The organism is Arthrobacter sp. T572, assembly GCF_056780115.1.
In genome coordinates, this window is record NZ_JBRAZQ010000002.1 from 2,037,500 (window position 1) to 2,061,271 (window position 23,772).

General features: G+C 65.0%; 23 protein-coding genes. 13 read left to right on the forward strand and 10 right to left on the reverse strand.

All coding sequences use genetic code 11. From position 1 onward, the window contains the following. Nucleotides 1-86: 86 nt before the first annotated feature. Together ACUYMZ_RS10610 and ACUYMZ_RS10615 are read right to left on the reverse strand one after the other, a co-directional pair. Entirely contained in the window at nt 87-1,571 is a 1,485-nt protein-coding gene (locus tag ACUYMZ_RS10610) for an NAD-dependent succinate-semialdehyde dehydrogenase (protein WP_481603222.1), read from the reverse strand. Between the two features lie 200 nt (nt 1,572-1,771). Then, entirely contained in the window at nt 1,772-2,425 is a 654-nt protein-coding gene (locus tag ACUYMZ_RS10615; protein WP_426002497.1) for a DedA family protein, read from the reverse strand. Between the two features lie 133 nt (nt 2,426-2,558). Between ACUYMZ_RS10615 and ACUYMZ_RS10620 the strand changes: the two genes are divergently transcribed. Further along, a complete protein-coding gene (locus tag ACUYMZ_RS10620; protein WP_481603225.1) occupies nt 2,559-2,765 on the forward strand; it encodes a hypervirulence associated TUDOR domain-containing protein in 207 nt (68 codons plus the stop codon). Between the two features lie 3 nt (nt 2,766-2,768). Beyond that, nucleotides 2,769-3,965 (forward strand): NAD(P)/FAD-dependent oxidoreductase, encoded by a 1,197-nt coding sequence (locus ACUYMZ_RS10625; protein WP_481603227.1) that lies wholly within the window; start codon nt 2,769-2,771, stop codon nt 3,963-3,965. Nucleotides 3,966-3,996: 31 nt separating this feature from the next. On the opposite strand, the gene ACUYMZ_RS10630 is transcribed toward ACUYMZ_RS10625, so the two are convergent. The 3 genes from ACUYMZ_RS10630 to ligD form a co-directional block, all read right to left on the reverse strand. After that, on the reverse strand, nt 3,997-5,013 hold the full coding sequence (locus ACUYMZ_RS10630; protein ID WP_481603229.1) for a cation efflux transmembrane domain-containing protein: 1,017 nt from the start codon (nt 5,011-5,013) through the stop codon (nt 3,997-3,999). After that, a complete protein-coding gene (locus ACUYMZ_RS10635) occupies nt 5,010-5,477 on the reverse strand; it encodes a transporter substrate-binding domain-containing protein (RefSeq protein ID WP_481603231.1) in 468 nt (155 codons plus the stop codon). Before ACUYMZ_RS10635 ends, ACUYMZ_RS10630 begins: the two co-directional genes overlap by 4 nt. Nucleotides 5,478-5,576: 99 nt before the next feature. Further along, a complete protein-coding gene (gene ligD / locus ACUYMZ_RS10640; RefSeq protein WP_481603233.1) occupies nt 5,577-6,812 on the reverse strand; it encodes a non-homologous end-joining DNA ligase in 1,236 nt (411 codons plus the stop codon). Nucleotides 6,813-6,918: 106 nt separating this feature from the next. Here ligD and ACUYMZ_RS10645 point away from each other — a divergent pair, with 106 nt between their 5' ends. Further along, nucleotides 6,919-8,061: an App1 family protein gene (locus ACUYMZ_RS10645; protein WP_481603235.1), complete on the forward strand. Its 1,143-nt coding sequence runs from the start codon at nt 6,919-6,921 to the stop codon at nt 8,059-8,061. Nucleotides 8,062-8,087: 26 nt separating this feature from the next. Here the strand turns inward: ACUYMZ_RS10645 and ACUYMZ_RS10650 are convergent, their stop codons facing one another. Together ACUYMZ_RS10650 and ACUYMZ_RS10655 are read right to left on the reverse strand one after the other, a co-directional pair. Next, nucleotides 8,088-9,011, reverse strand: a complete 924-nt coding sequence (locus tag ACUYMZ_RS10650; protein WP_481603237.1) for an NAD(P)H-hydrate dehydratase — start codon at nt 9,009-9,011, stop codon at nt 8,088-8,090. After that, entirely contained in the window at nt 8,995-9,771 is a 777-nt protein-coding gene (locus ACUYMZ_RS10655) for a histidine phosphatase family protein (RefSeq protein ID WP_442422726.1), read from the reverse strand. Before ACUYMZ_RS10655 ends, ACUYMZ_RS10650 begins: the two co-directional genes overlap by 17 nt. A 149-nt stretch (nt 9,772-9,920) precedes the next feature. On the opposite strand from ACUYMZ_RS10655, the gene ACUYMZ_RS10660 reads away from it, so the two are divergent. From ACUYMZ_RS10660 to ACUYMZ_RS10685, 6 genes are all read left to right on the forward strand, one after another. Beyond that, complete coding sequence (locus tag ACUYMZ_RS10660) at nt 9,921-10,256, forward strand: hypothetical protein (RefSeq protein ID WP_426002512.1); 336 nt, start codon at nt 9,921-9,923, stop codon at nt 10,254-10,256. Nucleotides 10,257-10,309: 53 nt separating this feature from the next. Continuing rightward, entirely contained in the window at nt 10,310-11,779 is a 1,470-nt protein-coding gene (locus tag ACUYMZ_RS10665) for an MFS transporter (RefSeq protein WP_426002513.1), read from the forward strand. Nucleotides 11,780-11,878: 99 nt separating this feature from the next. Beyond that, complete coding sequence (locus ACUYMZ_RS10670; RefSeq protein WP_481603240.1) at nt 11,879-12,160, forward strand: hypothetical protein; 282 nt, start codon at nt 11,879-11,881, stop codon at nt 12,158-12,160. After that, nucleotides 12,105-12,326: a nuclear transport factor 2 family protein gene (locus tag ACUYMZ_RS10675; protein WP_481605848.1), complete on the forward strand. Its 222-nt coding sequence runs from the start codon at nt 12,105-12,107 to the stop codon at nt 12,324-12,326. Before ACUYMZ_RS10670 ends, ACUYMZ_RS10675 begins: the two co-directional genes overlap by 56 nt. Before the next feature lie 37 nt (nt 12,327-12,363). Further along, nucleotides 12,364-12,990, forward strand: a complete 627-nt coding sequence (locus tag ACUYMZ_RS10680) for a dihydrofolate reductase family protein (RefSeq protein WP_426002516.1) — start codon at nt 12,364-12,366, stop codon at nt 12,988-12,990. A gap of 50 nt (nt 12,991-13,040) precedes the next feature. Beyond that, entirely contained in the window at nt 13,041-13,394 is a 354-nt protein-coding gene (locus tag ACUYMZ_RS10685) for a TraR/DksA family transcriptional regulator (RefSeq protein ID WP_481603242.1), read from the forward strand. A gap of 10 nt (nt 13,395-13,404) precedes the next feature. Here ACUYMZ_RS10685 and ACUYMZ_RS10690 read toward each other — a convergent pair whose 3' ends face one another. From ACUYMZ_RS10690 to ACUYMZ_RS10700, 3 genes are all read right to left on the reverse strand, one after another. After that, nucleotides 13,405-14,676, reverse strand: coding sequence for an MFS transporter (locus ACUYMZ_RS10690; protein WP_481605850.1), 1,272 nt, complete (start codon nt 14,674-14,676; stop codon nt 13,405-13,407). Between the two features lie 124 nt (nt 14,677-14,800). Then, nucleotides 14,801-16,024 carry a glycoside hydrolase family 26 protein gene (locus ACUYMZ_RS10695; protein ID WP_481603244.1) on the reverse strand — a complete coding sequence of 408 codons (1,224 nt, stop codon included), beginning with the start codon at nt 16,022-16,024 and terminating at the stop codon, nt 14,801-14,803. A 98-nt stretch (nt 16,025-16,122) separates the two neighbouring features. After that, nucleotides 16,123-18,051, reverse strand: coding sequence for an FAD-binding monooxygenase (locus tag ACUYMZ_RS10700; protein WP_481603246.1), 1,929 nt, complete (start codon nt 18,049-18,051; stop codon nt 16,123-16,125). 182 nt (nt 18,052-18,233) lie between these two features. Between ACUYMZ_RS10700 and ACUYMZ_RS10705 the strand changes: the two genes are divergently transcribed. The 4 genes from ACUYMZ_RS10705 (at nt 18,234) to hrpB (ending at nt 23,768) form a co-directional block, all read left to right on the forward strand. Then, nucleotides 18,234-19,169, forward strand: a complete 936-nt coding sequence (locus ACUYMZ_RS10705) for a 5'-3' exonuclease (protein WP_481603248.1) — start codon at nt 18,234-18,236, stop codon at nt 19,167-19,169. A gap of 152 nt (nt 19,170-19,321) precedes the next feature. Continuing rightward, on the forward strand, nt 19,322-19,867 hold the full coding sequence (locus tag ACUYMZ_RS10710) for a Clp protease N-terminal domain-containing protein (protein ID WP_426002522.1): 546 nt from the start codon (nt 19,322-19,324) through the stop codon (nt 19,865-19,867). A 191-nt stretch (nt 19,868-20,058) separates the two neighbouring features. Next, a complete protein-coding gene (locus ACUYMZ_RS10715; RefSeq protein WP_481603250.1) occupies nt 20,059-21,102 on the forward strand; it encodes an NAD(P)-dependent alcohol dehydrogenase in 1,044 nt (347 codons plus the stop codon). A gap of 35 nt (nt 21,103-21,137) precedes the next feature. Continuing rightward, nucleotides 21,138-23,768, forward strand: coding sequence for an ATP-dependent helicase HrpB (gene hrpB / locus ACUYMZ_RS10720; protein WP_481603252.1), 2,631 nt, complete (start codon nt 21,138-21,140; stop codon nt 23,766-23,768). Nucleotides 23,769-23,772: the final 4 nt, after the last annotated feature.

A 23,772-nucleotide genomic window follows, 5' to 3' on the forward strand; every position in this document is an offset into this window, starting at 1 on the left:
GTGGAGTCCAGCGGATTCGCTGCCCCTGGCGGGGCACAGTGGAGACCGGCGCCACCAAGGGCACCGGTCTCATTGCGTCAGAGACGCTAGGATGTGGCGCGCCGCGCTACGTTATAGAAGCGGATGTTTTCATACTCTTCGAGGCCTTCAGCACTTCCCTCGCGGCCAAGGCCGGACTGCTTGATGCCGCCGAAGGGGGCGCCGGCGTTGGACGGGACCCCTTGGTTGATTCCCACAATTCCGGTCTCAAGGCGGTCCGCGACGTTTAACGCCCGGTCGAGGTTCTCTGTGAAGACATAACCGGCCAAGCCAAATTCCGTAGCGTTGGCACGGGTCACCACTTCATCCTCCGTGCTGAAGCGCTGAATTGCGGCGATGGGACCAAAAATTTCTGACCGGGCAACCTCGGAGTCTTCGGTCACGTGGTCCAGGACTGTCGGGGCGAAGAAATTTCCAGGGGAGTCGTAGCCGTGCCCGCCGGTCAGCAGGCTGGCGCCCAGATTCACCGCATTGTCGGAGTAGGCTTGCATCTGGGCTACCGCCCGGTTGTCGATCAGTGCGCCGAGGCCGGTCTGTTGTCCAAGCCCGCTTCCTACGGCGACTTGTGCAAAGCGTTCGGTCAGGGCTTCCGCAAAGTCATCGGCTATGGCGTCCTGGACATAGATGCGGTTTGCCCCTATGCAGGACTGTCCACCGTTGCGCAACTTAGCGGCGAAAGTGCCTTCCAGGGCGCGGTCAAGGTCTGCGTCGTTGAAAACGATGAGGGGTGCGTTGCCGCCGAGTTCCATGGAACTGCGGAGTACGTTCCGGGCAGCAAGCTGCAGGAGTTGACGGCCGACGGGCGTTGATCCTGTAAAGGAAACCTTCCGGACTCTGGGATCGAGCAGGACGGCTTCACTGAAGGCCCTGGAATTGGATGTCGTGATGACTTGGATCAAGCCTTCGGGCACACCTGCTTCAATGGCGAGTTGGACGGCAAAGTGCGTCGTCAGGGGAGTGAGGGCTGCAGGCTTGATGACGACAGGGCATCCTGCCGCCAATGCCGGCGCGATTTTCCGGGTGGCCATGGCCAGGGGGAAATTCCATGGCGTGATCAGTACCGCCAGTCCAACGGGAGAGCGCCGCGTCAGCAGGCTTGCCCCGCCGTCGGGGGTGTCCCGAAAGTTCCCGGCCGGCCGTACCGCTTCTTCTGCGTACCAGCGGACGAAGTCGGTGCCGTACCTGACCTCGCCCCGAGCCTCGGCCAGCGGCTTGCCCATTTCGCGTGAAATAAGGTGCGCGAGATCCTCGGTGCGCGAGACAAGGATCTCGTACCAGGCGTGCAGTATGTCTGCCCGCTGGCGAAGGCTGCTCCTGGCCCAGCTTGCCCCCGCGGTGTCGGCAACTCCAACAGCGTGAAGTGCATTCTGGACGCCACAGTCTTCGACGTAGGCAATAGTCTCGGCTGTGGCGGGGTCCAGGACAGGCAGGCCGGTGCCGGGCAGGCTGATGGACTGGATAACTGCGTCTGCCTGTCGCGTGCTCCGGGGGTCCGGGGCAATGGGAGTGGCTGCCACGTGGGTGGTGCTCATCTGAATCTCCTTCGTGCTCAATAGCGTCGACGCTGACGTAAAGGGAAGGAAACCACGTCGATTGTCGACGATTAGATTGACGATTGTTGACAATAGGCGCGCCTTGGGAACATGTCAATGTCAGGGGTTGTCCGTCGCTGCGGGAACCCGCCGTCGTGCATCTTTCGCCAGCGGGACGCGTCCCGCCGGGCCGCTCTGCGTTACCCGGCGCGCTCCTTCCGCTTCCGGCGGCTCCGTACGAACAGCCACACGACGAACCCGGCAAGGCCTGCGTAGATTGCGTAGTTGAGGAAGCGCGAGTACTGGTCAACAAGGTGGTACTGCTTGCCAAGCAGTGCTCCCAGCCCGATTAACAGGCCGTTCCAAATGCTGGTTCCGGCCAGGGTAAACAGGCTGAATGTCATCAGGTTCATTCGCTCTGCGCCCGCAGGCAAGGAGATGAGGCTACGGACGCCAGGCAGAAGCCGCCCAAAGAAGATCGCTGACTTGCCGTGGCGTTCGAACCAGTCCGCGGCCTTCTCGAAGTCTTCGCGGTCAACCAGTGGCAGCTTGGAGAGCAACCGGATGGATCGCTCCAGTCCTGCTTTGAACCCTAGCCAGTACAGCAGCAAGGCACCTGCGTAGGCGCCCAGGGTGCTGGTGACAAAGACAAGAATCATGGTCAGGCTTCCCTGGCTTGCCAGAAAGCCTGCCAACGGAAGGATCGCCTCGCTTGGAACCGGCGGAAACACCGTTTCCAGGAAGGTCAGGAAACCCACGCCCCATTCGCCCATGGCCTCGATCACCTGGGCTGCAATGCCGAGCAGCCCCGTGAGGTCGTCGGCTGGACTGGCAGTACTGACGATGGCGGTCAAATGCTTCCTGCTTCCGTGTGCGGCTGTGGGAGGGTGCCGCAGCCACCTCTCCGCGTTCCACGAGCCTACCGCCAATTCATCACCATGCTTAGTATTGAGTGGCACGTGAGCGGACACCACACGAAGGACAGTCATGGCACTCAGCAAGGGCACCGAGGTCGAATGGAACACCTCTCAGGGCAAGACCCACGGAAAAATTGTGGAGAAGAAGACCACCGACTTTGAATTGGACGGCAACAGGCACCGGGCCAGCGAGGACGAGCCGCAGTACGTAGTGGAGTCGGAGAAGACGGGCGCCAGGGCGGCTCACAAGGCCTCTGCGCTCACGGAGAAGAAGTAGCGCATGGCGCGCCGTCATGAGGTGGTCATCATCGGCGGCGGCAACGCCGGAGTGTCGCTGGCGGCCAGGCTGGCTCGGTACGGGGTCAAGGACATCGCCCTCATTGAGCCCAAGGACCACCATCTCTACCAGCCTCTGTTTTCCCACATAGCCGGAGGTCGCGCCCGGGCGCAGGAAGCCATCCGCAGCCAGCAGTCCGTGATCCCCCGGGGAGTGACGTGGATCAGGGACCGGGCTTCGGGCGTTGATCCGGAATCGCGCTCCGTGGCGCTCGGTTCCGGGTCCGCCGTTGACTATGGGCACCTGGTGGTCTGTCCTGGGTTGGAATACCGTTGGGACGCCGTACCCGGCCTTGCTGAGGCCGTGCACTCACCCCACGGCTCCTCCCACTATGACTTCGAGCTGGCACACAAAGCCTGGACGCTCCTGAGCGCGCTGAGGTCCGGGACCGCCGTGTTCACGATGCCCGCAGGGCCGGTCAAGTGCGCCGGCGCGAGCCAGAAACCTATGTACCTGGCCTGCGACTACTGGAAGCAACAAGGGGTGCTCAGTGAAATAAGGGTGGTGATGGTACAGCCCTACCCCACAGTCTTTGGGGTACCCGCGGTGGACCGGGAGCTGGAGCGGAAGATTGCGGAGTACGGCATCGAGCTTCGCACCAACAGTGAACTCGTAGCGGTCGATTCTGCTGGACGAACTGCGACGATCCGGGACACTGTCACCGGCGCCACAGAGGACCTCGGCTATGACGTCCTCAATGCCGTCCCTCCGCAATCGGCGCCCGGGTGGCTCAGGGGAACCGGCTTGTCCGCGGTCGGGGATGCCGGCGGCTTCGTGGAGGTGGACACGCGGACGCTCCGCCACCAGCGGTATCCCGACGTCTGGGCACTCGGGGACGCAGCAGCCACCACCAACTCCAAGGCCGGCGGCGCGTTGCGGAAACAAACCAGCGTGCTGGCAAGGAATCTGTCGGCCGTGCTGAAGGGCCGTGAGCCCGGCCGGAAGTACAACGGATACTCTGTCTGCCCTTTCACGGTGTCGCGCAATACTGTGGTTTTCGCCGAGTTCGACGACCGTTTGCGGCCCATGCCCACCATTCCGAAGGTGCCCACCTGGAAGGAGAGCCGGCTTTCCTGGTGGATAGACCGTGACCTGTTTCCACGGCTCTATTGGAAGATGATCCTCAAGGGGCGTTTGTAAGCGCCGGCTGGGCCACGCGCAGGCTCATGTATCAGGCCCTTCTTTCGCTGCCAACACCGGGTAACGCCTCTGCGGGAAGGTCAGGTACCGGGATGATCACCAGGTCCTTCAGCTTCCAGTCCAGGCTGGAACACTCCTTACGGGCAGCCTCCAGCATGTCCAGGGTGGGCATGCGGTGGGCCGGGACCACAAAAGCCTCCACATGGAAGACATGCCCCTGGTCCCGCACGCGCGACCTGGCCTCTTCCACCCAGTCCAGGCCCGCAAGGTATCCGTCCACCAGGGCGCCCAGCGGGTGCGGTTCTGTGTCGTCGTAGGTCCGCGCCCTTTTGTCCATCAGGGCCGTGATGGCGGCTTTCGTGTTGCGGACGCCGTCCCGCAGGATGCTGGCTGAGATGATCAAGGCGGCCACTGCGTCCGCCCACCACCAGCCGATGCCGATGCCGGCAACGCCGGCTGCTGCGGCAACGGCAGTCTGCCAGTCTGCCTTGTTCATGTCGGCATCGGCGTAGAGGACCTTGTCGTGGAGGGCTTTGGCCAGTTTCATCTTCACGTGCCCCAGATACACCGGTGGTCCGGCAGTGAGGAGCATGGCAACGATCATGACCCAGCCCAGCCAGATGGTCTGCCCGAAGAAGTCGAACCCGCCGATGGTCGGATGCTCGGCGGTCAGCAGGCTGATGCCCGAGTCCACCACCAGGAAGGTGCCCATGACAGCCAGCGCCACGGCTGCCACGAGGTGGGCAACGCCGACGGCGCGGTGGTATCCGTAAGGATGTTCGGCGCTTGGACGTCTGCGGATCACGCGCACGGCCACCAGGAAAGCCAAGGGAGGCAGGAAGGAGAGCACGTCTTCCACCCATGCCGCCTTCATGGCCTGTGAATTTCCCAGGAGCAGGTAGATCATCCCGGTGGACACGGCAAGGAAGGCTATGGTGATCCACTCGAACCGGACGGCCCTGCGGAGCGCAGCCTGCTGCTCGGCAGGCAGTTCGGTGTGTCCGAAACGCAGTGACGCCTGCCGGGCGCGGATGTCGGTGGCCTTCACCGGGCACCACCTGCGTCCTTCAGGAACGTGTCCAGTTTCAGCAGGAACGCGTTTTCGCCCTTGGGAACCAGCATGACGTGCTGGTGCTTCTTGCCTTGAGTGTCCAGGGACTCGGCGTAAGGTCGGGTCAACCCTGTGTTCTTTTCCCAAGGGGTGTCCTTGCGGAGACCGCCGATCATGACATCCAACTCTCCCTCTTCGACCCGTTCGGCCAGGATATGTTCAGTCCCTGTGCTCCACTCCACGCGGGCGCCAAGGCGTGCGGCGAAGTCACTGATCAGCTGCACATCCCGTCCTTGGGGCTGGCCGGAGGGGGACAGCGTGACCCATTCCCCGTTGGGGCTCGCGCCTACCCGCAGGATGCCGTTCTCCACCCGGTCCAGCGTGCCGTCAGGGTCAGCCGGAAACGTCCCGGCGCATCCCGACAGTACAAGGGCAGCCAGCGCTGCCGATGCTGCTCCCATACGACGCATAGTCTCCGCCTTCCTCCACGTGATGCTCCTGTCCCCACTATAGACAGGTTGCTTATCATTTGTGGCGGGGTGGCTGCTGGAACTCTCAGGTCAACGGCCGGGCCACTCCTTGCCGGCCCATGGATCGTAGGTGGCCAGCAGTTCTTCCTGCGGCGGGCGCACATCTTCCGGGACGTGCTGCAGGTTCACTCGCACCCGGTACCAGAGGGAACTCGACCCGCGCATGCCGTCCACCAGGACGTCCGCCGGGTGAAGGTGGGAAACCACACCGGAGTGCATGTCCTTCCATTCCTCAAGGGCTGCGAGCGCTTCGGGTTTGGTTTTGGTCCGTGCCACTTCTATGAGGGGCATGACGGATCGACGGCGGCCGGAACCGTCACCGGCACGCGGCGCCTTCTCTGCCGGTCCCATATCGGCTGCCAGGGCGAGGAGGTTGTCGAGTGAGCCGGGGTGGTCGTCAATGGCCTGGTGGGGATCGCCCTGTTCTGCGAAGCGCAGGGGTACGGTGGCGACAGTGAACCGTTCGGGACGGGCGGTGGCGACTTCGCTCCAGGCCAGGGGAGTGGATACGCGGGCATCAGGCCGGGGGCGTACGGAGTAGGAGGAGGCCACGGTCCGGTCCTTGGCGTTTTGGTTGAAGTCCACGAACACGCTTTCGCCGCGCTCTTCCTTCCACCACTTGGCCGTTGCCAGGCCGGGTGCCCGGTTTTCCACTTCCCGCGCCAAGGTCTCCGCTGCCAGCCTGAGCTCGCGGTAACTCCACCGGGGGGCGATCCGCACCAGGATGTGGAGTCCGCGGGATCCGCTGGTCTTCGGCCAGCCCACCAGCCCCATGTCGTCCAGCACTTCGCGCGCCACGTAGGCGACATCGATGATCTGGGCCCAGTCCACGCCGGGCATGGGGTCGAGGTCGATGCGCAGTTCGTCGGGATGGTCGAGGTCTTCTGCGCGGACAGGATGCGGGTTGAGGTCGAGGCACCCCAGGTTGACCACCCAGGCCAGGCCGGCCGCGTCGCGGATCACGGCTTCTTCGGCGGAGGTTCCGGAGGCGTACCGCAGCGTGGCTGTTTCAATGTACGGGGGATGGTTTTCGGGCACGCGTTTCTGGAAAAAGGGTTCGGCGTCGATTCCCTTGGGGAAGCGTTTCAGGACCATGGGGCGGCCCCCTGCGCCGCGGAGGGCACCGTCGGATATGGCGAGGTAGTACCTGACGAGGTCGAGTTTGGTGATGCCGGCGTCGGGAAACACGATTTTGTCCGGGCTCGAGATGCTGACTTCGGTTCCCTCGATGTCAAGGATCTCTGGGGGAGTCTTCGACGGGCTCATGCGCACACGCTAGCAACGAACCCCCGTCGCTTCCAGACCGGCCACTGCCTCGCCCGGGCTGGAGGATGAACACGCTGAGCCGGCCCTGGCGTGCCAGACTGGACGCATGTGTCCCGAACTGAACCCCCGTGACCAATCCGGCAGCGACCCCACCGGCCAGCGCGAGGCGTCTGCCGCCAAGCGCCGGCATCTGGCGTTAAGGCTCGACGACGCGTGGCTGGGTCTCCAGACCAGGCTAGCGTTGAGGCGTGGCCGGGTGCAGACGGTGATCCCCTACACCGGCTACGGCAGTACGTCCTGGGTGCGGGTGTTGGCGCGGATCGTGCTGGGTGACCCCCGCGATGTCGCTGAAACGTCCGGCCCCACCAACGAGGGGCCGTTGAAGCCGCTTCATGAGGGCATGCGTGGGTGGCGGAATTTCACGAATGCGCCGGTTCCCCACGCTTTGGTGCGGGTTACGGTTGCGGGCACGGATTTTGAGGTCCGCGCCGACCGTGGCGGAGTGGTGGACGCCCGGATTCCTGCGGCGCTGGAACCGGGTTGGCACATGATCACCCTGGGTTCGGGCGATTCCGTGGTGGAGGCACCGGTCCAGATCGTGGCCGATGATACGGATTTCGGGGTCGTGTCCGACATTGATGACACGGTGATGGTCACGGCATTGCCCCGGCCGTTCCTGGCGGCGTGGAACACGTTCGTCCTGAATGAGCATGCCCGTACCCCGACACCTGGCATGGCAGTCCTGTACGAGCGGATCGTGCGCACTGTGCCGTCCGCGCCGGTGCTGTACCTGTCCACAGGCGCCTGGAATGTAGCGCCGACGCTGGCACGTTTCCTGTCCCGCAACCTGTATCCGGCGGGCCCCAAACTGCTGACTGATTGGGGGCCGACCCCGGATCGCTGGTTCCGCAGCGGCCGGGAGCACAAGCGTTCGTCCTTGGAACGCCTGGCTGAGGACTTCCCGGGGATCAAATGGTTGCTGGTGGGAGACGACGGCCAGCACGACGAGGCCATCTATTCCGAGTTCGCCCAGCACCATCCGGACAAAGTGCGGGCGATCGCCATCCGCCAATTGTCGGTGGGGGAGGCCGTCCTGGCCGGTGGCCGCTCCAAGTCCGAGGGCCAGCCCCTGCCCGGCATTCCGTGGATCTATGCTCCGGACGGCGCAGGCATGTCAGCCCGCCTGGAACAGTTGGGCATCATCCACAATGACCAGCGCGTGGCTGAGGCACCGGAGGAGCCCAACTGATCACCGACTCGGGTGATCCGGGTGGTTCAGGTGTTGAGTTCGACCATGAGCGCGGGCAGTTGGTCCGCGATTTCACGGGCCAGGAAGCCCAGGGGGCCCATGGTGCTTGCCAGCCTGTCCGCGGCCGCGGCATGCAGATGCGTCCCCCAGCAGACCGCCTGCGCAGCGGTTGTGCCGCGGGCCCGGAGGCCGGCGATGGCTCCTGCCAGCACATCACCGCTGCCTGATGTTCCCAAGCCGCCGTAGCCCGTGGTGATTTTCCACAGTCCGGCTTCTTCGCCACCTTGGCCTGAAGGCCGGGCCATGACGCCCTGGCAACTGACCACGGCGTCGAAGCGCCTGGCAATGTCGGCGACGTCCCTTTCCAGTTCCTGCACGTCACGGCCCAGCAGGATCCCTGCTTCCGCCGGATTGGGCGTGAGGATCATGCGCCCACGCCAGGGCTCAAGAAGGTTTTCCAGCTCCAGCAGGGCGCCTAGTGCGTAGGCGTCGATGACGACGGCGGGCCCCGCCTCGGGGCCACCACGCCCGGACGCATCCTCCCGTTCCAGCAGCCGGCGCAGCAGGGTTGCGGCGAGCGCCGGATCGTCGAGTCCAGGTCCGATCAGGACCGCATCGGAACGTTCGAGGTAGGAGGCAATCCGGTCAAGGCCCTCCCCGGTCACCGAACCGTTGGCATTTTCGGGCAGCCCCGGTGCGCCGCATTCGGGCAGGGCCACGCCTACGTGCGGCGCAACGGAGTCGGCCACAGCGAGGGTGATCTTGCCTGCCCCGGCCCGGAGGGCGGCGGTTCCGGCCAGGATGGCGGCACCTGGTGTGGCGCGTGCCCCGCCGATCACCAGGACGGCGCCGCGGGAGTACTTGTCTTCGCCCGGCGCGGGCAGGGGCCAGTCGCGCAGGAGCGATGGGGTCACGGGAGTGGGGTCGGGACGCCTACTGGGGGTGGACACTGGCATCTCCTGCGTGTTCGGTGATGGCCACGCCCTGTTCGGCCAGGTGATCGGCCACGTTGAAGCTTTCCAGGGTCCAGGGGCCGGCTCCGGAGGGCCTGACATAGCGGGTGATGGAAGCGTTCAGGACCGACGTTCCGGCGGCGAGGTCGAGGACCTCCTTCTCGGTCATGCCTTCGAGGATGTACCGGAAGAGGAGGATCACAGCGTCGTGGCATACCACCATCACGCGGTGGCCCGACCCCAGGTTGTTGAGTTCGGCCAGGACGGAGCGCAGCCTGAGGGCAACGTCCGCCCACGATTCACCGCCCGGCGGGCGGTAGTAGAGTTTGCCGAGCCACAGCCGCCGTTCGGCTTCGTCGGGGTAGCGCTTTTCCACGCCCAGCCGGGTCAACCGGTCAAGGATGCCGAGTTCGCGGTCGCGCAGCCGCTCATCCGTCCGGACCTTCACGGGCCAACCTGCCTCGCCCACGGCGATCTCCGCTGTTTGCCTCGCCCGGGCGTAGGGCGAGGAGACTACGGCGTCCGGACGGAACTCTTCCGCGATCCGGGCAAGGGCCGACCCCAGGGCCCGGGCCTGTTCTTCGCCGGTTCCGGAGAGGTTCACGTCGGCGTCGCGGGCGGGTACCTGAATGACTTCCGCCCCGGCCAGCCGGGCCTGGGTCGCGGCGACGTTGCCCTCACTCTCGCCGTGCCGGATCAGCAGAAGATCCACGGCGCCAGCTTCCTGGGCAGCGGCTTTAAGTCCGTCGGTGTTCAAAAGAGTCCTCCTGTCCTGTGGCTTCCGGGTCCGGTGGCGGCCCGGCCAGGGCCCCACGGCGGGCACCGGATGGGGGCACACTATCAACTGCATACCCATGGCGGCCGGTGGATAAACGTCGGAGGCGTGGGATTGCTAGGCTTTGAACCATGAAGCGCCGTCTTGCAGCCCTGTCCGCCGTCCCGCTGTTGATCTTGATGACCGGTTGCGGTGCCGTGGAGGAAGCCGCCGGAAACGCTGCCAGTGAGGCCGCCTCGAAGGTGGCCACCGCGGCAGCGGATGAGGTGACCCGCCAGATCTGTGCCGTAGTGCAGGATGGCTTGGTAAGTGTGGAAGACAAGAGGATCCTGGGAGGCCTTGTGGAGGCCGCCCGGACCGCGGGGGTTCCCAGCGACATCACCACTGCCTTGGACAATATTGCCAAGGCCGGCGACGAGGTTCCGGCGGAATCGGTCCAGGCCCTGAAGGATGCCTGCCCGGCCTAGCGTTTTGCTGTGGGGCAGTGACCGTTCCCTGGCCTGTCATTACACTGGGACCCATGACCCAGCAGGAACCGGCCCACTCCGGCGCCTCCACGGATAATGCTCTGTCCGACGAGGACGGGGGCGTCGCTTCAGCGACTGCCCCGGAAGGTGATGGTGTCCACCTGGCCGATCCTGCCGCCGTCGATACTTCCCTACGTACCCCGCAGCAAAGGTCCCGTACGTTCGCAGCCATTCTGGTCAACACGGCGGCCGCCAACATCACCACCAGCTTCCTCTGGTTCGCACTGACTTTTTGGGTGTACCTGGAAACCAGGAACGTGATTGCCACGGGTGTAGTGGGCGGCGCGTATATGCTGCTGATCGCCCTGTCCAGCATCAGCTTCGGCACCTTTGTTGACCGCTACCGGAAACTCGCCGTGATGCGGTTCGCCGCCTGCTTCACGCTGGTCATGTTCGTCATCTCCGGCGTGATGTTCCTGGTGACGCCTGTTGCTTCGCTCCTGGACCTCACCCAGCCGTGGTTCTGGCTGTTCACCGTGATCATCCTGGTGGGTGCCGTGGTGGAAAACATGCGGAACATCGCACTGTCCACCACGGTGACGATCCTCATCGAACCCGAGCGGCGAGCGAATGCCAACGGCATGGTCGGGATGGTGCAGGGCCTGATGTTCGTGGTGACCTCGGTGCTGTCCGGACTGTCCGTAGGGCTGCTGGGGATGGGCTGGACGATTGTTGTTTCCCTCGTGCTGACCGCTGCCGCCTTCCTCCACCTGCTCACGCTCCGCATGCCGGAGGAAGTCCGTGCGGCTGCCGGCGACGCCCATGGAGCTTTCGACCTTCGTGGGTCCTTCGCTGCGGTGCTGGCCATCTCCGGGCTCTTCGCGTTGATCCTGTTTTCGACGTTCAACAACTTTGTCGGCGGTGTCTACATGGCACTGATGGACCCCTACGGTTTGGAAATGTTCCCCGTCGAACTGTGGGGAACCTTCTTTGCCGTGGGCGCTACCGGGTTCATTGTGGGCGGGGCGCTTATTGGCAAGTTCGGCCTCGGCTCCAACCCGCTCAGGACCATGTTGATCGCTGTGGTCCTGATGGGCTTGCTGGGGGCGGTCTTCACACTGCGGGAATGGGCGTGGCTTTACGTCCTGGGGATCTGGCTCTACCTGTGCCTGGTGCCTGTAGTGGAGGCCGCTGAACAGACAGTCATCCAGCAGGTGGTTCCGCTGAACAGGCAGGGAAGGGTGTTCGGCTTCGCCATGGCCTTCGAGTCGGCGGCGGCTCCGATCACCGCCTTCCTGATTGCCCCCATAGCCCAGGTTTGGATCATTCCCTATGCGCGGTCCAGTGAAGGGGCCGCCCAACTGGAACCGCTGCTGGGCGAAGGGACGTCACGGGGAATTGCCCTGGTCTTCCTGATAGCCGGCGTCATCCTGATCGTCGCAGCCTTGTTGGCGTTCCTGACGCCGGTCTACCGGCGGGTCTCGGCCTCCTATGCCGAAAAAGGCGGGGAAAACCAGGCCTGAGTATCGCCCCGGAGCGGGCATGTGAAGCCGGTACTTTGCCCGTCTGTTGTGGCGCTCCCGTGTGGACCGGGTGCGGCAGGAATATGCCGCCCGGCAGGCGTGGAAGTTTCGCGTGCCGTGGAGGACAATGCCAGGTACCAATCCACCTCTGCGGAACAGGTCCAGGCCATGGCTGAAGTGTCGGAGAACCAGGACGTCGTGAACCGGCTGATCCAATGCATCAATGAACGCCGCATCGAGGTCATGGACGAGCTGTTCCATGACGATGCCGTGATGCACTGGCCCCAGTCCGGAGACAGTCCACGGGGCTGCGAACCGGCGGGCCATCTACAGCGCCTTTCCCCAACTGCCGGACATCACTCCACGCCGAATGCTCGGTGACGGGGACCTGGTGGTGGCCGAGGCGACGCTGGACTACGGCGGCCCACGGTACGAGACGGTGTTTATTTTCGAGTTCCGGGATGGCCGGATCGCCCGGGAAACGGCCTACTGGAGCGAACCTTTCGAAGCTCCCGACTGGCGTGCTTCTTGGGTGGAAAAGGCATGACGGGAAGCAGGCCAATCCAGCGTCACAGAAGGAGTGAATGATGGGCTCACCCGCGCAGTTGATGATCGACTTGATTATTTCCCTGGATGGCTATGCATCCGGTGAGGGATGGCCCGGATGGTGGGGATTGGAAGGTCCGGAGTACCTGGCCTGGCTGGAGGAGGAAGGCAAGAAGGACCTCACCACCCTCATGGGCGCCAACACCTACCGGGTGATGTCCAGCCTGTCCCGGCAGGCCTCCGCGGAGGGCTCCGGGTTCTCCGATGAAGAAGGCGCCAGCCTGGGAGGATTGGAGGACATGCCCAAGATCGTCTTCTCGTCAACGCTCACGGAACCGTTGGCCTGGCCCAACACTGAACTCGTCAGGGGCGATGCCGTGGAGGCGGTGCGGAAGCTGAAGGAGACCAGGACGGGCACACTGGGCACCCTGGGCAGCCTCAGACTGTGCCGCTCGCTTCTGACCGCCGGGCTGGTGGACAGGTATCGCCTGGTGATCTTCCCTGTGATTACGGGCCGGACCGGCAGCGAACGGATTTTCGACGGGTACCCGGACGTTGCCCTCGACCTGGTGGAAAGCCGGACCTTTGATGGTCGGTCCCAGCTTCTGGAGTACGTCCCGCGGGTCATCCGCGGTCCCGAAGACATGCAGCGGAGTGGAAGATAGGCAGAACCGGCCATATGATGGCGCCGAAAGCCTGACCAGGAGCCGTGAGCATGCGTGATATCGGGAAGTTCCGTTCCCTTCTGGCGGAGGAGCGGGACCGCAAGGAAGCCTTGATCCGCGCGCTGGGCAAGGACATCACCTCGGTGAACCTTGCCCGGCAGGGCTCCAATGTGGACGACGAACACGACCCCGAAGGCAGCACCATCGCCTTTGAGCTGTCCCAGGCACGGACGCTCCGCGAACAGAGCCGTGCAGGATTGGCGCAGATCGAAGCCGCACTGGACCGCATCGTGGCGGGAACCTACGGCGTATGCGCGGTCTGCGGGGCGGAGATACCCGAAAGCCGGCTGGAGGCCAGGCCGTGGACTCCGTACTGCGTGAACCATGCATCCGGGATGCCCTGATGGAACGCAGTCAGGCCAGCGATTCTTCCCCCGACGCCGCTGATTCCGTGCTGGCCTGATCGGCGGCGGCTCCTTGGCGCCGGCTGGCAACAAGGAAGGGCAACGCCATCATTTCGATCACTCCCGCCATGGCCAGCGACGCCGGGTATCCGTAGAGATCCGCACCCCGGCCCAGTGCGGGTTGGACCACAACGCCGCCGGTGGATCCGATCAGCGAGTCAAAGCTGAGAACAGTCGCGCGCTGTTTTGAGGGAATCATGTCGTTCACGTAAGCCTGCCGGACGGGCATGGCCGCGGCCCCCACGATCGCCCATACGGCCAGGAGGGCGAGGGCGACCCAGAAGATACGGGTGAAACCGAGGACCAGCAGGATGGCGCCGCCGAGCCCTCCGGCCACGAGCAGTACCGAGGTTCGGCGGTGGAACAGCTTCCGCACGTGCGGCGCCAGCCAACCCCCGACAATCTGGGAACCGGCCACGATGGCGGCGGCGAGTCCTGCGACGGAATACGCTTTTGGGTCGCCAAACAAGTCCAGGAGGTACGGCTGCAGGGCGTAGAAGACATAGAAGCCGACGCCGGCACTGAACGGAGCGGCGAGCATGACGTACCGTACCGGCGGATTCCTCAAGCCGTTGTCGATCGACGCCGACAGGACGGCCCGTGTGGCCCGTAATGGATGCGTGGAGCGCTCAGGCGAGAACCCGACGTCGTGCATTAAGGCAAAGGCGACCGCGAACATGGCGCCCAGAACCGCAACCCGCACCAGGAAGGGCAGGCCCAAGTCGGTGGCCTGCGCGATCACGCCGCCCGCCACGGAACCGAAGAGCATGGCCACCCCCTGGACCATTTGGCCGCGGCCGAGGACGCCCTCCAGGCCTCCCTCATAGCCCGAATACCGCAGGGCGTCCACCAGCCAGGCCTCGACAGCTCCGGAGAAGAACGTGAAGCCCAATCCCAACAGCACGGAAACAACGGCCCACATCCAAAATGGCGCCGATATCTGCCAGAGCACGTAATAGAGATAAGTGGATACGGCCAGGGTAATGGTGCCCAGGAGGAACGAAGTGCGCCGTCCCCAGCCGTCGGCGATAACTCCGGTGGGAACTTCGAACAGCACCATGCCTGCCGTGAAAAATGCGTTCGCAGCGAATGCTTCAAGGTTGCTCAGCCCCGCGTCCAGAAGGAACAGGGTGTTGATTCCCCAGATGAAGGACGCCGCCAGGGTGTTCCCCAGAGTCAACGTGAGGTACACGCGCTGGATCTTTTTGGCGGCATCATTCAGGGTGTCACCGGCACCTGCGGAAGGACGGTCCACCCAGTCATTCTCGCGCTGGCGGGGCGCCTTTTCCATAGGGACACATAGCCATTCCCTTACGGTTGGCCCTGCCGCCGGCAGCCTGTGGGCTTCAGCCGACCGGCGTGCAGGCCTGTGGCTCCGCAGCGGAAGTGAACCATTCGGGAAGGTCGGCGATATATGTGTCGCGTACCGTGTCTTCCTTGGCTACCGTCCAGTTGACTTCGGCCTTGACGTCCAGGTCGACCTCGAGTTTTTCCCACTCGAACCAGTTGACCATCTTCAGGGCAGGGTAGTCGCGGGGGATGGCGGGATCGAAGAGTTGCCGCCACCACGCCTGCTTGATGGCGAGTTCGTCGTCGCCACCTCGCGATGGGATGCTGAGTGCCGCGGTTTCCGGAATGGCCACCGGCTTGTTGCGTGCCGTGCCGTAGTCGGCGTAGAAGTCGGGAACATTCCGTTCGTCGCCGCCGACGCCGTTGTAGGTGCCGGTGAGTTGCTGCAGGAATTTGCCCTCTTCAGGGACGACGTTGGTGCCGGAAAGGTACGTGGTTCCCCAGTGGTAAAGAGACATGCCCACCCAGTCCACGGCGTCGTCTCCCGGGTAATAGGGCCGGTACGGATCGTCCGCCGCGGTCACTGCGCCGTCGCCGTCGGTATCGAGGGAACCCGCGTCGACCGTGCCGGCTTTGGCCCGGTACTGGCCGCCGTCGAACGGATAGCCGCCGCCATAGTTGGGTGCCCACATCATGTCGCTTCCGGGTGCGATCCTGTGCACGGCATCGGCGACAGTCCGGAAGGCCGCAATGTAGGCGGCGGGTTGCTGGCCCCATGGGAACCAGCCACCGTTCATTTCCTGGCCAAACCGCACCACTACGGGGACCCCGGCGTTGTTGTAACCAGCCAGTTGCCGCGCCAGTTCTTCGGCCTTGCCGGGGGTGACGGCGTCCAGGCCGTCATGCGGTTCGAGCGTCAGCAGCAGGATGCCGCCGTTGGCTTTGATCTGCCCGACGGCGGCATCAACGTTCTGTTTGCCGTCCTCCGGCAGCGGGAAGGCTGTTGAGTAGACCACGACGGCGGGGCGTCGTCCAAGCCTGGAGGCGTACTCGGCAACGGTGCCGTTTTGCCAGTCGAGGTTCACACCGGAGAGCACGCCCGTCGCCGGGACAAGATCCGTTGCAACAACACAGGGGGGACCCGTAGGGACTGCCTCAGGGCTTTGGGGTGAACTGCAGCCGGTGAGCACTGTCCCTGCCAGCAGCAGGGTGTGGGCAAGAGCCACGCCTTGCACAGCCCGTCCGTACGTTTTTCCTGAACTTCCCCCGGCAGATCGCATGCCCCCCAATGTAGCAATGTGGTGTGCCGGGGTCTTGTCACAAACGCCCGGCCGGCCCCGTGAAGGGACCGGCCGGGTTCCCGTTGCGTTTCCTGCGCCTAAGCGTGGCTCAGCTGGTCCGTGGAGATGTCCGCGGCAGGCCTGTGGGCCGGGCTGAGTGCCGAGAAGAATTCGGCGAGCTCGGCCGTCGCGGTCAGGGGCAGGACGTTGGCGACGTACTGGTCGGGGCGGACGACGACGATGGCGCCGTCGCGGCTGAGGCCGCGGGCCTCGAAGATGTCGTTGCCGGGGTCGGTGCCGAAGACCTTTTCCAGGTAGGTGAGTTTGAAGGGTCCGACGGTGGGTTTGAACACCGCGGGGACGGCGTTGATGTCCACGCCGGTGTGGTCCTGCTGGTAGATCACTTTGATATCGAACCAGGCGTCGCGGTCAAGGTTCGACGGCGTGGAGGCCAGCGGGGACTCGGGTGCGGTTTCGAGCCACTGGGCCAGGTCCGCCACGGCACCGGGGGTACCTGCGGGGTTGGTGTCGGCGAAGACGTAGATCCGCCAGCGGCCATCGGCTTTGGCGTGGTGACCCAGGTGCATGGGGTTGGTGTCGCAGACCCGTTGCACGTGCGCGGACTTGAAGCGCTTGCCCACGGGGAATCCGGTGGCGAGGTCCTGGTACGTGGCCTCGGCGACCAGCATGGAGGGTGCGTACTGGGTCATGAAACCGGCAGGGAACTCCGCGGTGCTGGTGTAGAAGGTCTCCAGTTCGGTGGGGTCCTTGAATTCCTCGGGCTTCTTGGCCATGAGGGTGGACCATTCCTTGTCGAAGTCGATCAGGTTCTTGGCCACCACCTGGCGTTCAGCGGAGTAGGTATCCAGCAGCGATTCGGGGCTGCGGCCCTCCAGAACATGGCCGAGCTTCCACCCGATGTTGAACCCGTCCTGCATGGAGACGTTCATACCCTGCCCGGCCTTCGCCGAGTGCGTGTGGCAGGCGTCGCCGGTGATGAACACCCGCGGGGTGCGCGTGCCGCGCTCGGCCGGCAGGACGTCGTCGAACCTGTCCGTGAGGCGGTGGCCGACCTCGTACACGCTGTGCCATGCCACGTTGCGGACATCCAGGGTGTAGGGGTGGAGGATGTCATTGGCCTTGGCGATGATCTGCTCAATCGTCGTCTTACGGACCGCACCGTGATCGTCGGCGGCGACTTCCCCCAAGTCCACGTACATGCGGAACAGGTGCCCGCCCTCACGGGGGATCAGCAGGATGCTGCCACCGGTTCCGGACTGGATGGCGCACTTGGTCCGGATGTCCGGGAAATCCGTGACCGCGAGCACGTCCATGACGCCCCAGGCATGGTTGGCCTGGTCGCCGGCGAGGTGGCAGCCAATGGATTCACGGACTTTGCTCCTTGCACCATCAGCACCGACGACGTACTTGGCCCGGACCACGCGCTCTTGTCCCTCGTTCGGCCCGGCAGTGTGGAGCAGCGTCACCGTGACCGGGTACTCGCCCTCGCCAGTGACCTGCAAGCCTTTGAACTCGTACCCGTAGTCGGGCTTCAGCCGGGCGGGGGAGTTGGCCGCGAACTCGGCGAAATAGTCCAGCACGCGGGCCTGATTGACGATCAGGTGTGGGAACTCGCTGATGCCCGCAGGATCATCCACGGCCCGGGCGCTGCGCACGATCTTGGTGTGGTCCGCCGGGTCCGGCTTCCAGAACGCCATCTCAGTGATCCGGTACGCCTCGGCGATGATCCGCTCGGCAAAACCAAAGGCCTGGAACGTCTCCACGCTCCGCGCCTGGATACCGTCGGCCTGCCCGATTGCCAAACGGCCGGGCCTGCGTTCAATGATCCGGGTGGTGATGTCAGGGAACTGGGCCAACTGGGCCGCGGTCAGCATACCCGCCGGGCCGGTGCCCACGATGAGGACGTCAACCTCGTCCGGAAGGTCGGCAGGGCGGTCAACGCCGACACCGGCCGCCGGCTCAACTCGCGGGTCACCGGATACATAACCGTGGTGGTGGAACTGCACGGGCTTTCCTCACTTCTTTGTGGGCACTTATCGTGGATGTGTTCGATAATAGAACGATCAGTTCTATTATCGCTCAAACAATCGTAATGCCCGTCACAACGCCGTTCAAGTCTTCTCCTCTTCCTGCGACGCGGCACCCGCTGCCTACCCCCGCATGCCGGCCGGACGTGTCAGGATCAGTTATGCCTCGCCTGATGCTTCTGGATACTGCCTCGTTGTACTTCCGCGCCTTCTACGGCGTGCCCGATTCCATCCGCCGGCAGGACGGAACGTCCGTTAATGCCGTCCGCGGGCTGATGGACATGATTGCCAGGCTCGTCACCGACTACGAAGCCACTCATCTGGTGGCCTGCTGGGACAACGATTGGCGCCCCCAGTGGCGGGTGGACCTGATACCCGGCTATAAGGCCCACCGCGTGGCAGAGATTGTCACGGGTGCACCGGACCTTGAAACCGTTCCCGACCCCCTCGAAGCCCAGATTCCCCTGATCCGCCACGTCCTGGACCTCGCGGGGATCGCCACCGTGGGCGTGGACGACCACGAAGCCGACGACGTCGTGGGGACCTACGCGAGCCAAGCGGACATGCCCGTGGACGTGGTGACAGGAGACCGCGACCTCTTCCAGCTGGTGGACGATGAACGGGATGTCCGCGTCATCTACACAGCACGCGGCATGAAGAACCTTGAGGTAGTCACTGACGTTGTGGTGGTCGGCAAGTACCGTGTGCTCCCTCAGCAGTACGCGGACTTCGCCACCTTGCGGGGAGATGCGTCGGACGGACTGCCCGGAGTGGCGGGCATCGGAGAGAAGACCGCTGCTTCCTTGCTCGCCGGACACGGGTCACTTGCAGGCTTGCTCGAGGCGGCAAACGATCCCGACGGCGGTTTGTCCGCTGCCGTGCGGGCCAAGCTCGAAGCCGCAGCCGATTACCTGAAAGCAGCACCCGCCGTCGTGGGTGTTGTGCGTGACCTTGACGTTCCCACCCTTACTGAAGCAGGAGCGCAATTGCGGCCGGTCACGGGCCGGGCCCGGGAGGAACTCACGGAGCTGGCCGTGGACTGGAACCTGGGAGGCGCGGTCAAACGGCTCCTGGAAGCCCTCGACGCCAGGACGTGACCCTCACATTCCCGGTGGACAGCGGCTCTCACGGGAGCGGCCGGCCTTCACAGCAAAATGACAGCCTGGAAACAGCAGTGCCTTGGTTGGCCGCTGGAAGGTAGGTACAGGGCGGCGCAGGATCGCCCCTACCGTCCATCGAGGAGAGATACATGTCAACCACCAAGAGAATCGCGTTGGGCATCGCGTCCGGCGCATTGGCCCTGGGGGCCGCAATGGGCGTCACCAGTGTTGCCTCGGCAACCACCACCCCGACGCCAACGGCTTCGTCGTCCACGGATGCCACGGCCCCCACCGACGGCCAGGGCAGGCCCGGAGGAGGTCACGGGCATGACCGTGGCCGGATTGCTGCCGACCTCGCAGACAAGCTGGGTGTGGACGAAGCAAAGGTCACTGAGGCGCTCCAGGCGTTCCGCGAGGCAAACAAGCCGACCACGCCTCCCGCTGAGGGTACCAAGCCTGACCGCACGGCGCAGGACGCGGCCTTGGCCAAGTCACTGGCCGAGGCACTGGGCGTGGAGGAATCGAAGGTGACCACGGCGTTGGAGGAGATCCGTTCCGAGGCCAAGGCCGAGCGTTCGGCGGCGCTCAAGACCAGGCTGGACCAGGCCGTTACGGACGGCAAGCTCACGCAGGCTGAGGCGGATGCAGTGACCAAGGCAGTCGAGGCCGGGGTCATCGGCGGTGGTGGCCGCTAGGACGGCTGCTGCACCAGGCGGCTGAGTACGCCGCAGGAAGGATCCCCCGGAGCGCATGGCATCCAGGGGATCCTTTCCCGACAGTCCTGGTGGGTGGTCCTCCCAGTACCAGTTACAGCAGGGACTCCCTACCGCCGGAATGATGAGGCAAGAATGGAACCATCCATCATTGACCTTCCAGCAGGAGAAACATGCCTACCGCCCACGCGTATGCTGCCCCTTCGTCAACAGGCGACCTGATCCCCACCACCATTGAGCGCCGGGAAGTGGGCCCGCACGATGTCCGGATCGACATCAAATTCGCCGGGATCTGCCACTCGGATATCCATACCGTCCGCGGTGACTGGGGGCCGCAGCAGTATCCCCTCGTTCCCGGACACGAAATTGCCGGCATCGTCACTGACGTCGGATCGGCCGTGACCAGGCACAAAGCCGGCGACCGTGTTGGCGTTGGCTGCATGGTCAACTCCTGCAAGGAGTGCGCCAACTGCGTGGCAGGCGAAGAGCAGTACTGCCTGCAGGGCAACATCGGGACGTATGGGGCTGTCGACCGTGACGGAACCATCACCCAGGGCGGCTACTCCACGCACGTTGTGGTGGACGAGGACTTCGTCGTCACCATCCCGGACGGCCTCGACCTGGACGTGGCGGCCCCGCTGCTCTGCGCCGGCATCACCACGTTCTCCCCGCTCAACCATTGGGGAGCGGGCCCCGGAAAGAAGGTGGCCATTGTGGGCCTCGGCGGCCGGGGCCACATGGGGGTCAGGATCGCCCACGCCATGGGTGCCGAGGTGACCGTCCTGTCCCAGTCGCTCAAGAAGATGGAAGACGGCCTCAAACTTGGCGCCGACCACTACTACGCCACCAGCGATCCGGCCACGTTCGAACAGCTTGCAGGCACCTTCGACCTGATCATCAATACCGTGAGTGCCTCCCTCGACATCAGCGCCTACCTCCAGCTGCTGACCCTTGACGGGACGCTGGTGAACGTCGGCGCCCCGGCGGAGCCGCTGCCGGTGAACGCGTTTGCCCTCATCGGTGGCCGCCGCCGGTTCGCCGGTTCCATGATCGGTGGCATCCGTGAGACGCAGGAGATGCTCGACTTCTGCGCCGAACACGGCTTCGGGGCCGAGATCGAGGTCATTCCGGCAAGCAGGATCAACGACGCCTACGAACGCGTCCTCGCCTCCGATGTCCGCTACAGGTTTGTCATCGACACCTCCACCATCGGCTGACCCCCCACCCGGCGCAGGCCGGGGACAATGGTGGGGTGATATTCGGACTGGACACCATCGGAGAGGGCCTGGCCTTCGGCGCCGCTGTGGATACCTTGAGTGAGGCTTTGCAGCAGCAGGGCGACGGAGGCATGGCAGTGGTGCAAGCACCTCCGGGCAGCGGGAAGACCACCCTCGTCCCGCCCCTGGTCGCCAACCTGGCGGCGGGCATGAGGCCGGGGCGGGGCCCGCGTGTGGTGGTCACCCAGCCCCGCCGGGTGGCCGCGCGTTCGGCCGCCCGGCGCCTCGCCGCCTTGGACGGAAGCCGGCTCGGCGGACGTGTTGGCTACACGGTCCGCGGTGAGAGCAAAGCGGGCAAGGATACGGTGGTGGAGTTCGTGACGCCGGGAATCCTGCTCCGCCGGCTGCTGGCCGATCCGGGTCTTGAGGACATCCACGCCGTGGTGCTGGACGAGGTCCACGAACGCGGCCTTGAGACCGACCTCCTGCTGGGAATGGTGGCCGATGTCAACCAACTTCGCGGCGACCTCACCGTGGTGGCCATGTCCGCAACGCTCGATGCGCCACGGTTCGCTGCGCTGCTGGGACAGTCAAGGCACGACGGCGGCGCGCCAGTTCCGGTGGTTGACTCGCCCTCTGCACTGCACCTCCTCGAGGTCAGCTGGGCCCCGGCCAGCGCGCCACGGCTGGACGAACGCGGCGTGACCCGGGCTTTCCTTGACCATGTGGCCGGGGTGGCCGCCTCGGCCCACAGCGCGCTGCTGGTTGACGAGCCGGCTGCCGATGCCCTGGTGTTTGTCCCCGGTGTCCGCGAGGTATCAGGAGTTGCAACGGCCCTGCGCCACACTCTCGGCTCTTCGGTCGATGTCCTGGAGTTGCACGGCCAGGTCCGCCCCGGGGAGCAGGACAAGGCAGTTTCCGGGCGTCTTCCCGGCGGCCTGCCCCGGATCATCGTGTCCACGGCGCTGGCCGAATCCTCGCTGACGGTTCCGGGCGTCCGGCTGGTCATCGATTCCGGGCTGTCCCGTGAACCGCGCAGGGATTCCTCGCGGGGCATGACAGGGCTCGTCACAGTCTCGTGCTCCAAGGCGTCAGCGGACCAACGTGCCGGGCGTGCTGCCCGACAAGGACCGGGCAAGGTGGTGCGTTGCTATGACCAGCAGGCATTTGCTGCCGCGCCGGACCACCAGACACCGGAGATCGTCGTGAGCGACCTGGCCGCTGCCGCCTTGGTCATGGCCTGCTGGGGCACGCCGGAGGGCAAGGGGCTGGCCCTCCCCGACGCGCCCCCGCGCGGCGCCATGGATGACGCGGTGGAAGTCCTGCGGGAGCTGGGTGCTGTTGACTCCGCCGGCGCTGCCACCCCGCTTGGACAAACCCTGGCCAGGATTCCGGCCGATCCGCGCTTGGCGCGGGCACTGATTGACGGTTCAGCGATGGTGGACCATCAGGCCGCGGCAGAAACTGTGGCGTTGGTCGCTGGAGACTACCGGGCCCCTGACTCCGATCTCACCCGGCTGCTTGCGGCACTTCGCGATGGCAAGGACGCCGCCGCCCGGCGCTTCAGCGACGATGTCAAGCGCATGGCGGGGATGGTACGCCAGGATGCTGCTGCCGTCGGGCACCACCGGCCGAAACCGGCAGTAACTCCACGGCAGGCCCTTGGCTTCGTGGTCGCCCTGGCCTTTCCCGACAGGATTGCCCGCCGTGTGCCCGGAACCGGTTCCCCCAGCTACCTGCTGACCTCCGGTACCAGGGCAGGGCTGTCGGCAGCGAGCCCCCTCGCGGGGCAGGAATGGCTGGCGGTGTCGGAGGTAGCGCGTGCGCAGGGCCGCGACGCAGCAGGAACAGGTGCGGTGATCAGGGCAGCTGCCCCGCTGTCCCTCGACCTCGCCATCGCGGCAGCACCGGAGTTGCTGGTGGAACAAACCACAGCTGCTTTTGCCGGCGGAAAGGTCACAGCACGCCAGGAACGCAGACTCGGGGCCATCGTCTTGTCGTCAACGCCCGTCCGGGCCAGCGCGGAGTCGGCCCGGGAGGCCGTGGCACGGTCGCTGTCCTCGGCGGGCTTGTCTCTGATCGGCTGGTCGGAAGCTGCTGAGACCTTGCGTCGCCGGCTTGCGTTGCTGCACCGGACAGTAGGGGAGCCGTGGCCGGACGTCAGTGAGGACGCGCTCCTGGTCCGCGTGGACGAATGGCTTGGCCCGGAACTTGAGGCACTCGCCGCCGGGAAGCCTGCACGGGGAATTGACCTGGCGGATCCGCTTCGTCGGCTGCTGCCCTGGCCGGAGGCGTCGCGGTTGGACAGTCTGGCGCCAGAGCGCCTGGAAGTTCCCAGCGGCTCCCGGATCCGGATCGACTATCCTCCCGTTTCGGGTACCGGTGCAGGAAATCACGACGCCGGCCGGCCTGTTGTTGCGGTCAAGCTCCAGGAATGCTTCGGCTGGGACAGGACGCCCCGTCTTGCCGACGGACGGGTTCCCGTTCTTTTCCACCTTCTGTCGCCCGCCGGAAGGCCTTTGGCCATCACCGATGATCTTGCTTCCTTCTGGTCCGGCCCCTACGCACAGGTCCGGGCAGAGATGCGTGGGCGTTACCCCAAGCACCCCTGGCCCGAAGACCCGTGGACCGCGCCGGCGACCGCTCGGACCAGGAACAGGATGTAGCGCC

Excerpts from the sequence above, each read along its gene's own strand:
- ACUYMZ_RS10635 (WP_481603231.1), bottom strand. The coding sequence starts at position 5,477 with ATGGGAGCAGCATCGGCAGCGCTGGCTGCCCTTGTACTGTCGGGATGC.
- ACUYMZ_RS10665 (WP_426002513.1), top strand. The coding sequence starts at position 10,310 with ATGACCCAGCAGGAACCGGCCCACTCCGGCGCCTCCACGGATAATGCT.
- ACUYMZ_RS10660 (WP_426002512.1), top strand. The coding sequence starts at position 9,921 with ATGAAGCGCCGTCTTGCAGCCCTGTCCGCCGTCCCGCTGTTGATCTTG.
- ACUYMZ_RS10715 (WP_481603250.1), top strand. The coding sequence starts at position 20,059 with ATGCCTACCGCCCACGCGTATGCTGCCCCTTCGTCAACAGGCGACCTG.
- ligD (WP_481603233.1), bottom strand. The coding sequence starts at position 6,812 with ATGAGCCCGTCGAAGACTCCCCCAGAGATCCTTGACATCGAGGGAACC.
- ACUYMZ_RS10695 (WP_481603244.1), bottom strand. The coding sequence starts at position 16,024 with ATGCGATCTGCCGGGGGAAGTTCAGGAAAAACGTACGGACGGGCTGTG.
- ACUYMZ_RS10710 (WP_426002522.1), top strand. The coding sequence starts at position 19,322 with ATGTCAACCACCAAGAGAATCGCGTTGGGCATCGCGTCCGGCGCATTG.
- ACUYMZ_RS10705 (WP_481603248.1), top strand. The coding sequence starts at position 18,234 with ATGCCTCGCCTGATGCTTCTGGATACTGCCTCGTTGTACTTCCGCGCC.
- ACUYMZ_RS10680 (WP_426002516.1), top strand. The coding sequence starts at position 12,364 with ATGATGGGCTCACCCGCGCAGTTGATGATCGACTTGATTATTTCCCTG.
- ACUYMZ_RS10625 (WP_481603227.1), top strand. The coding sequence starts at position 2,769 with ATGGCGCGCCGTCATGAGGTGGTCATCATCGGCGGCGGCAACGCCGGA.
- ACUYMZ_RS10620 (WP_481603225.1), top strand. The coding sequence starts at position 2,559 with ATGGCACTCAGCAAGGGCACCGAGGTCGAATGGAACACCTCTCAGGGC.
- ACUYMZ_RS10685 (WP_481603242.1), top strand. The coding sequence starts at position 13,041 with ATGCGTGATATCGGGAAGTTCCGTTCCCTTCTGGCGGAGGAGCGGGAC.
- ACUYMZ_RS10645 (WP_481603235.1), top strand. The coding sequence starts at position 6,919 with ATGTGTCCCGAACTGAACCCCCGTGACCAATCCGGCAGCGACCCCACC.
- ACUYMZ_RS10610 (WP_481603222.1), bottom strand. The coding sequence starts at position 1,571 with ATGAGCACCACCCACGTGGCAGCCACTCCCATTGCCCCGGACCCCCGG.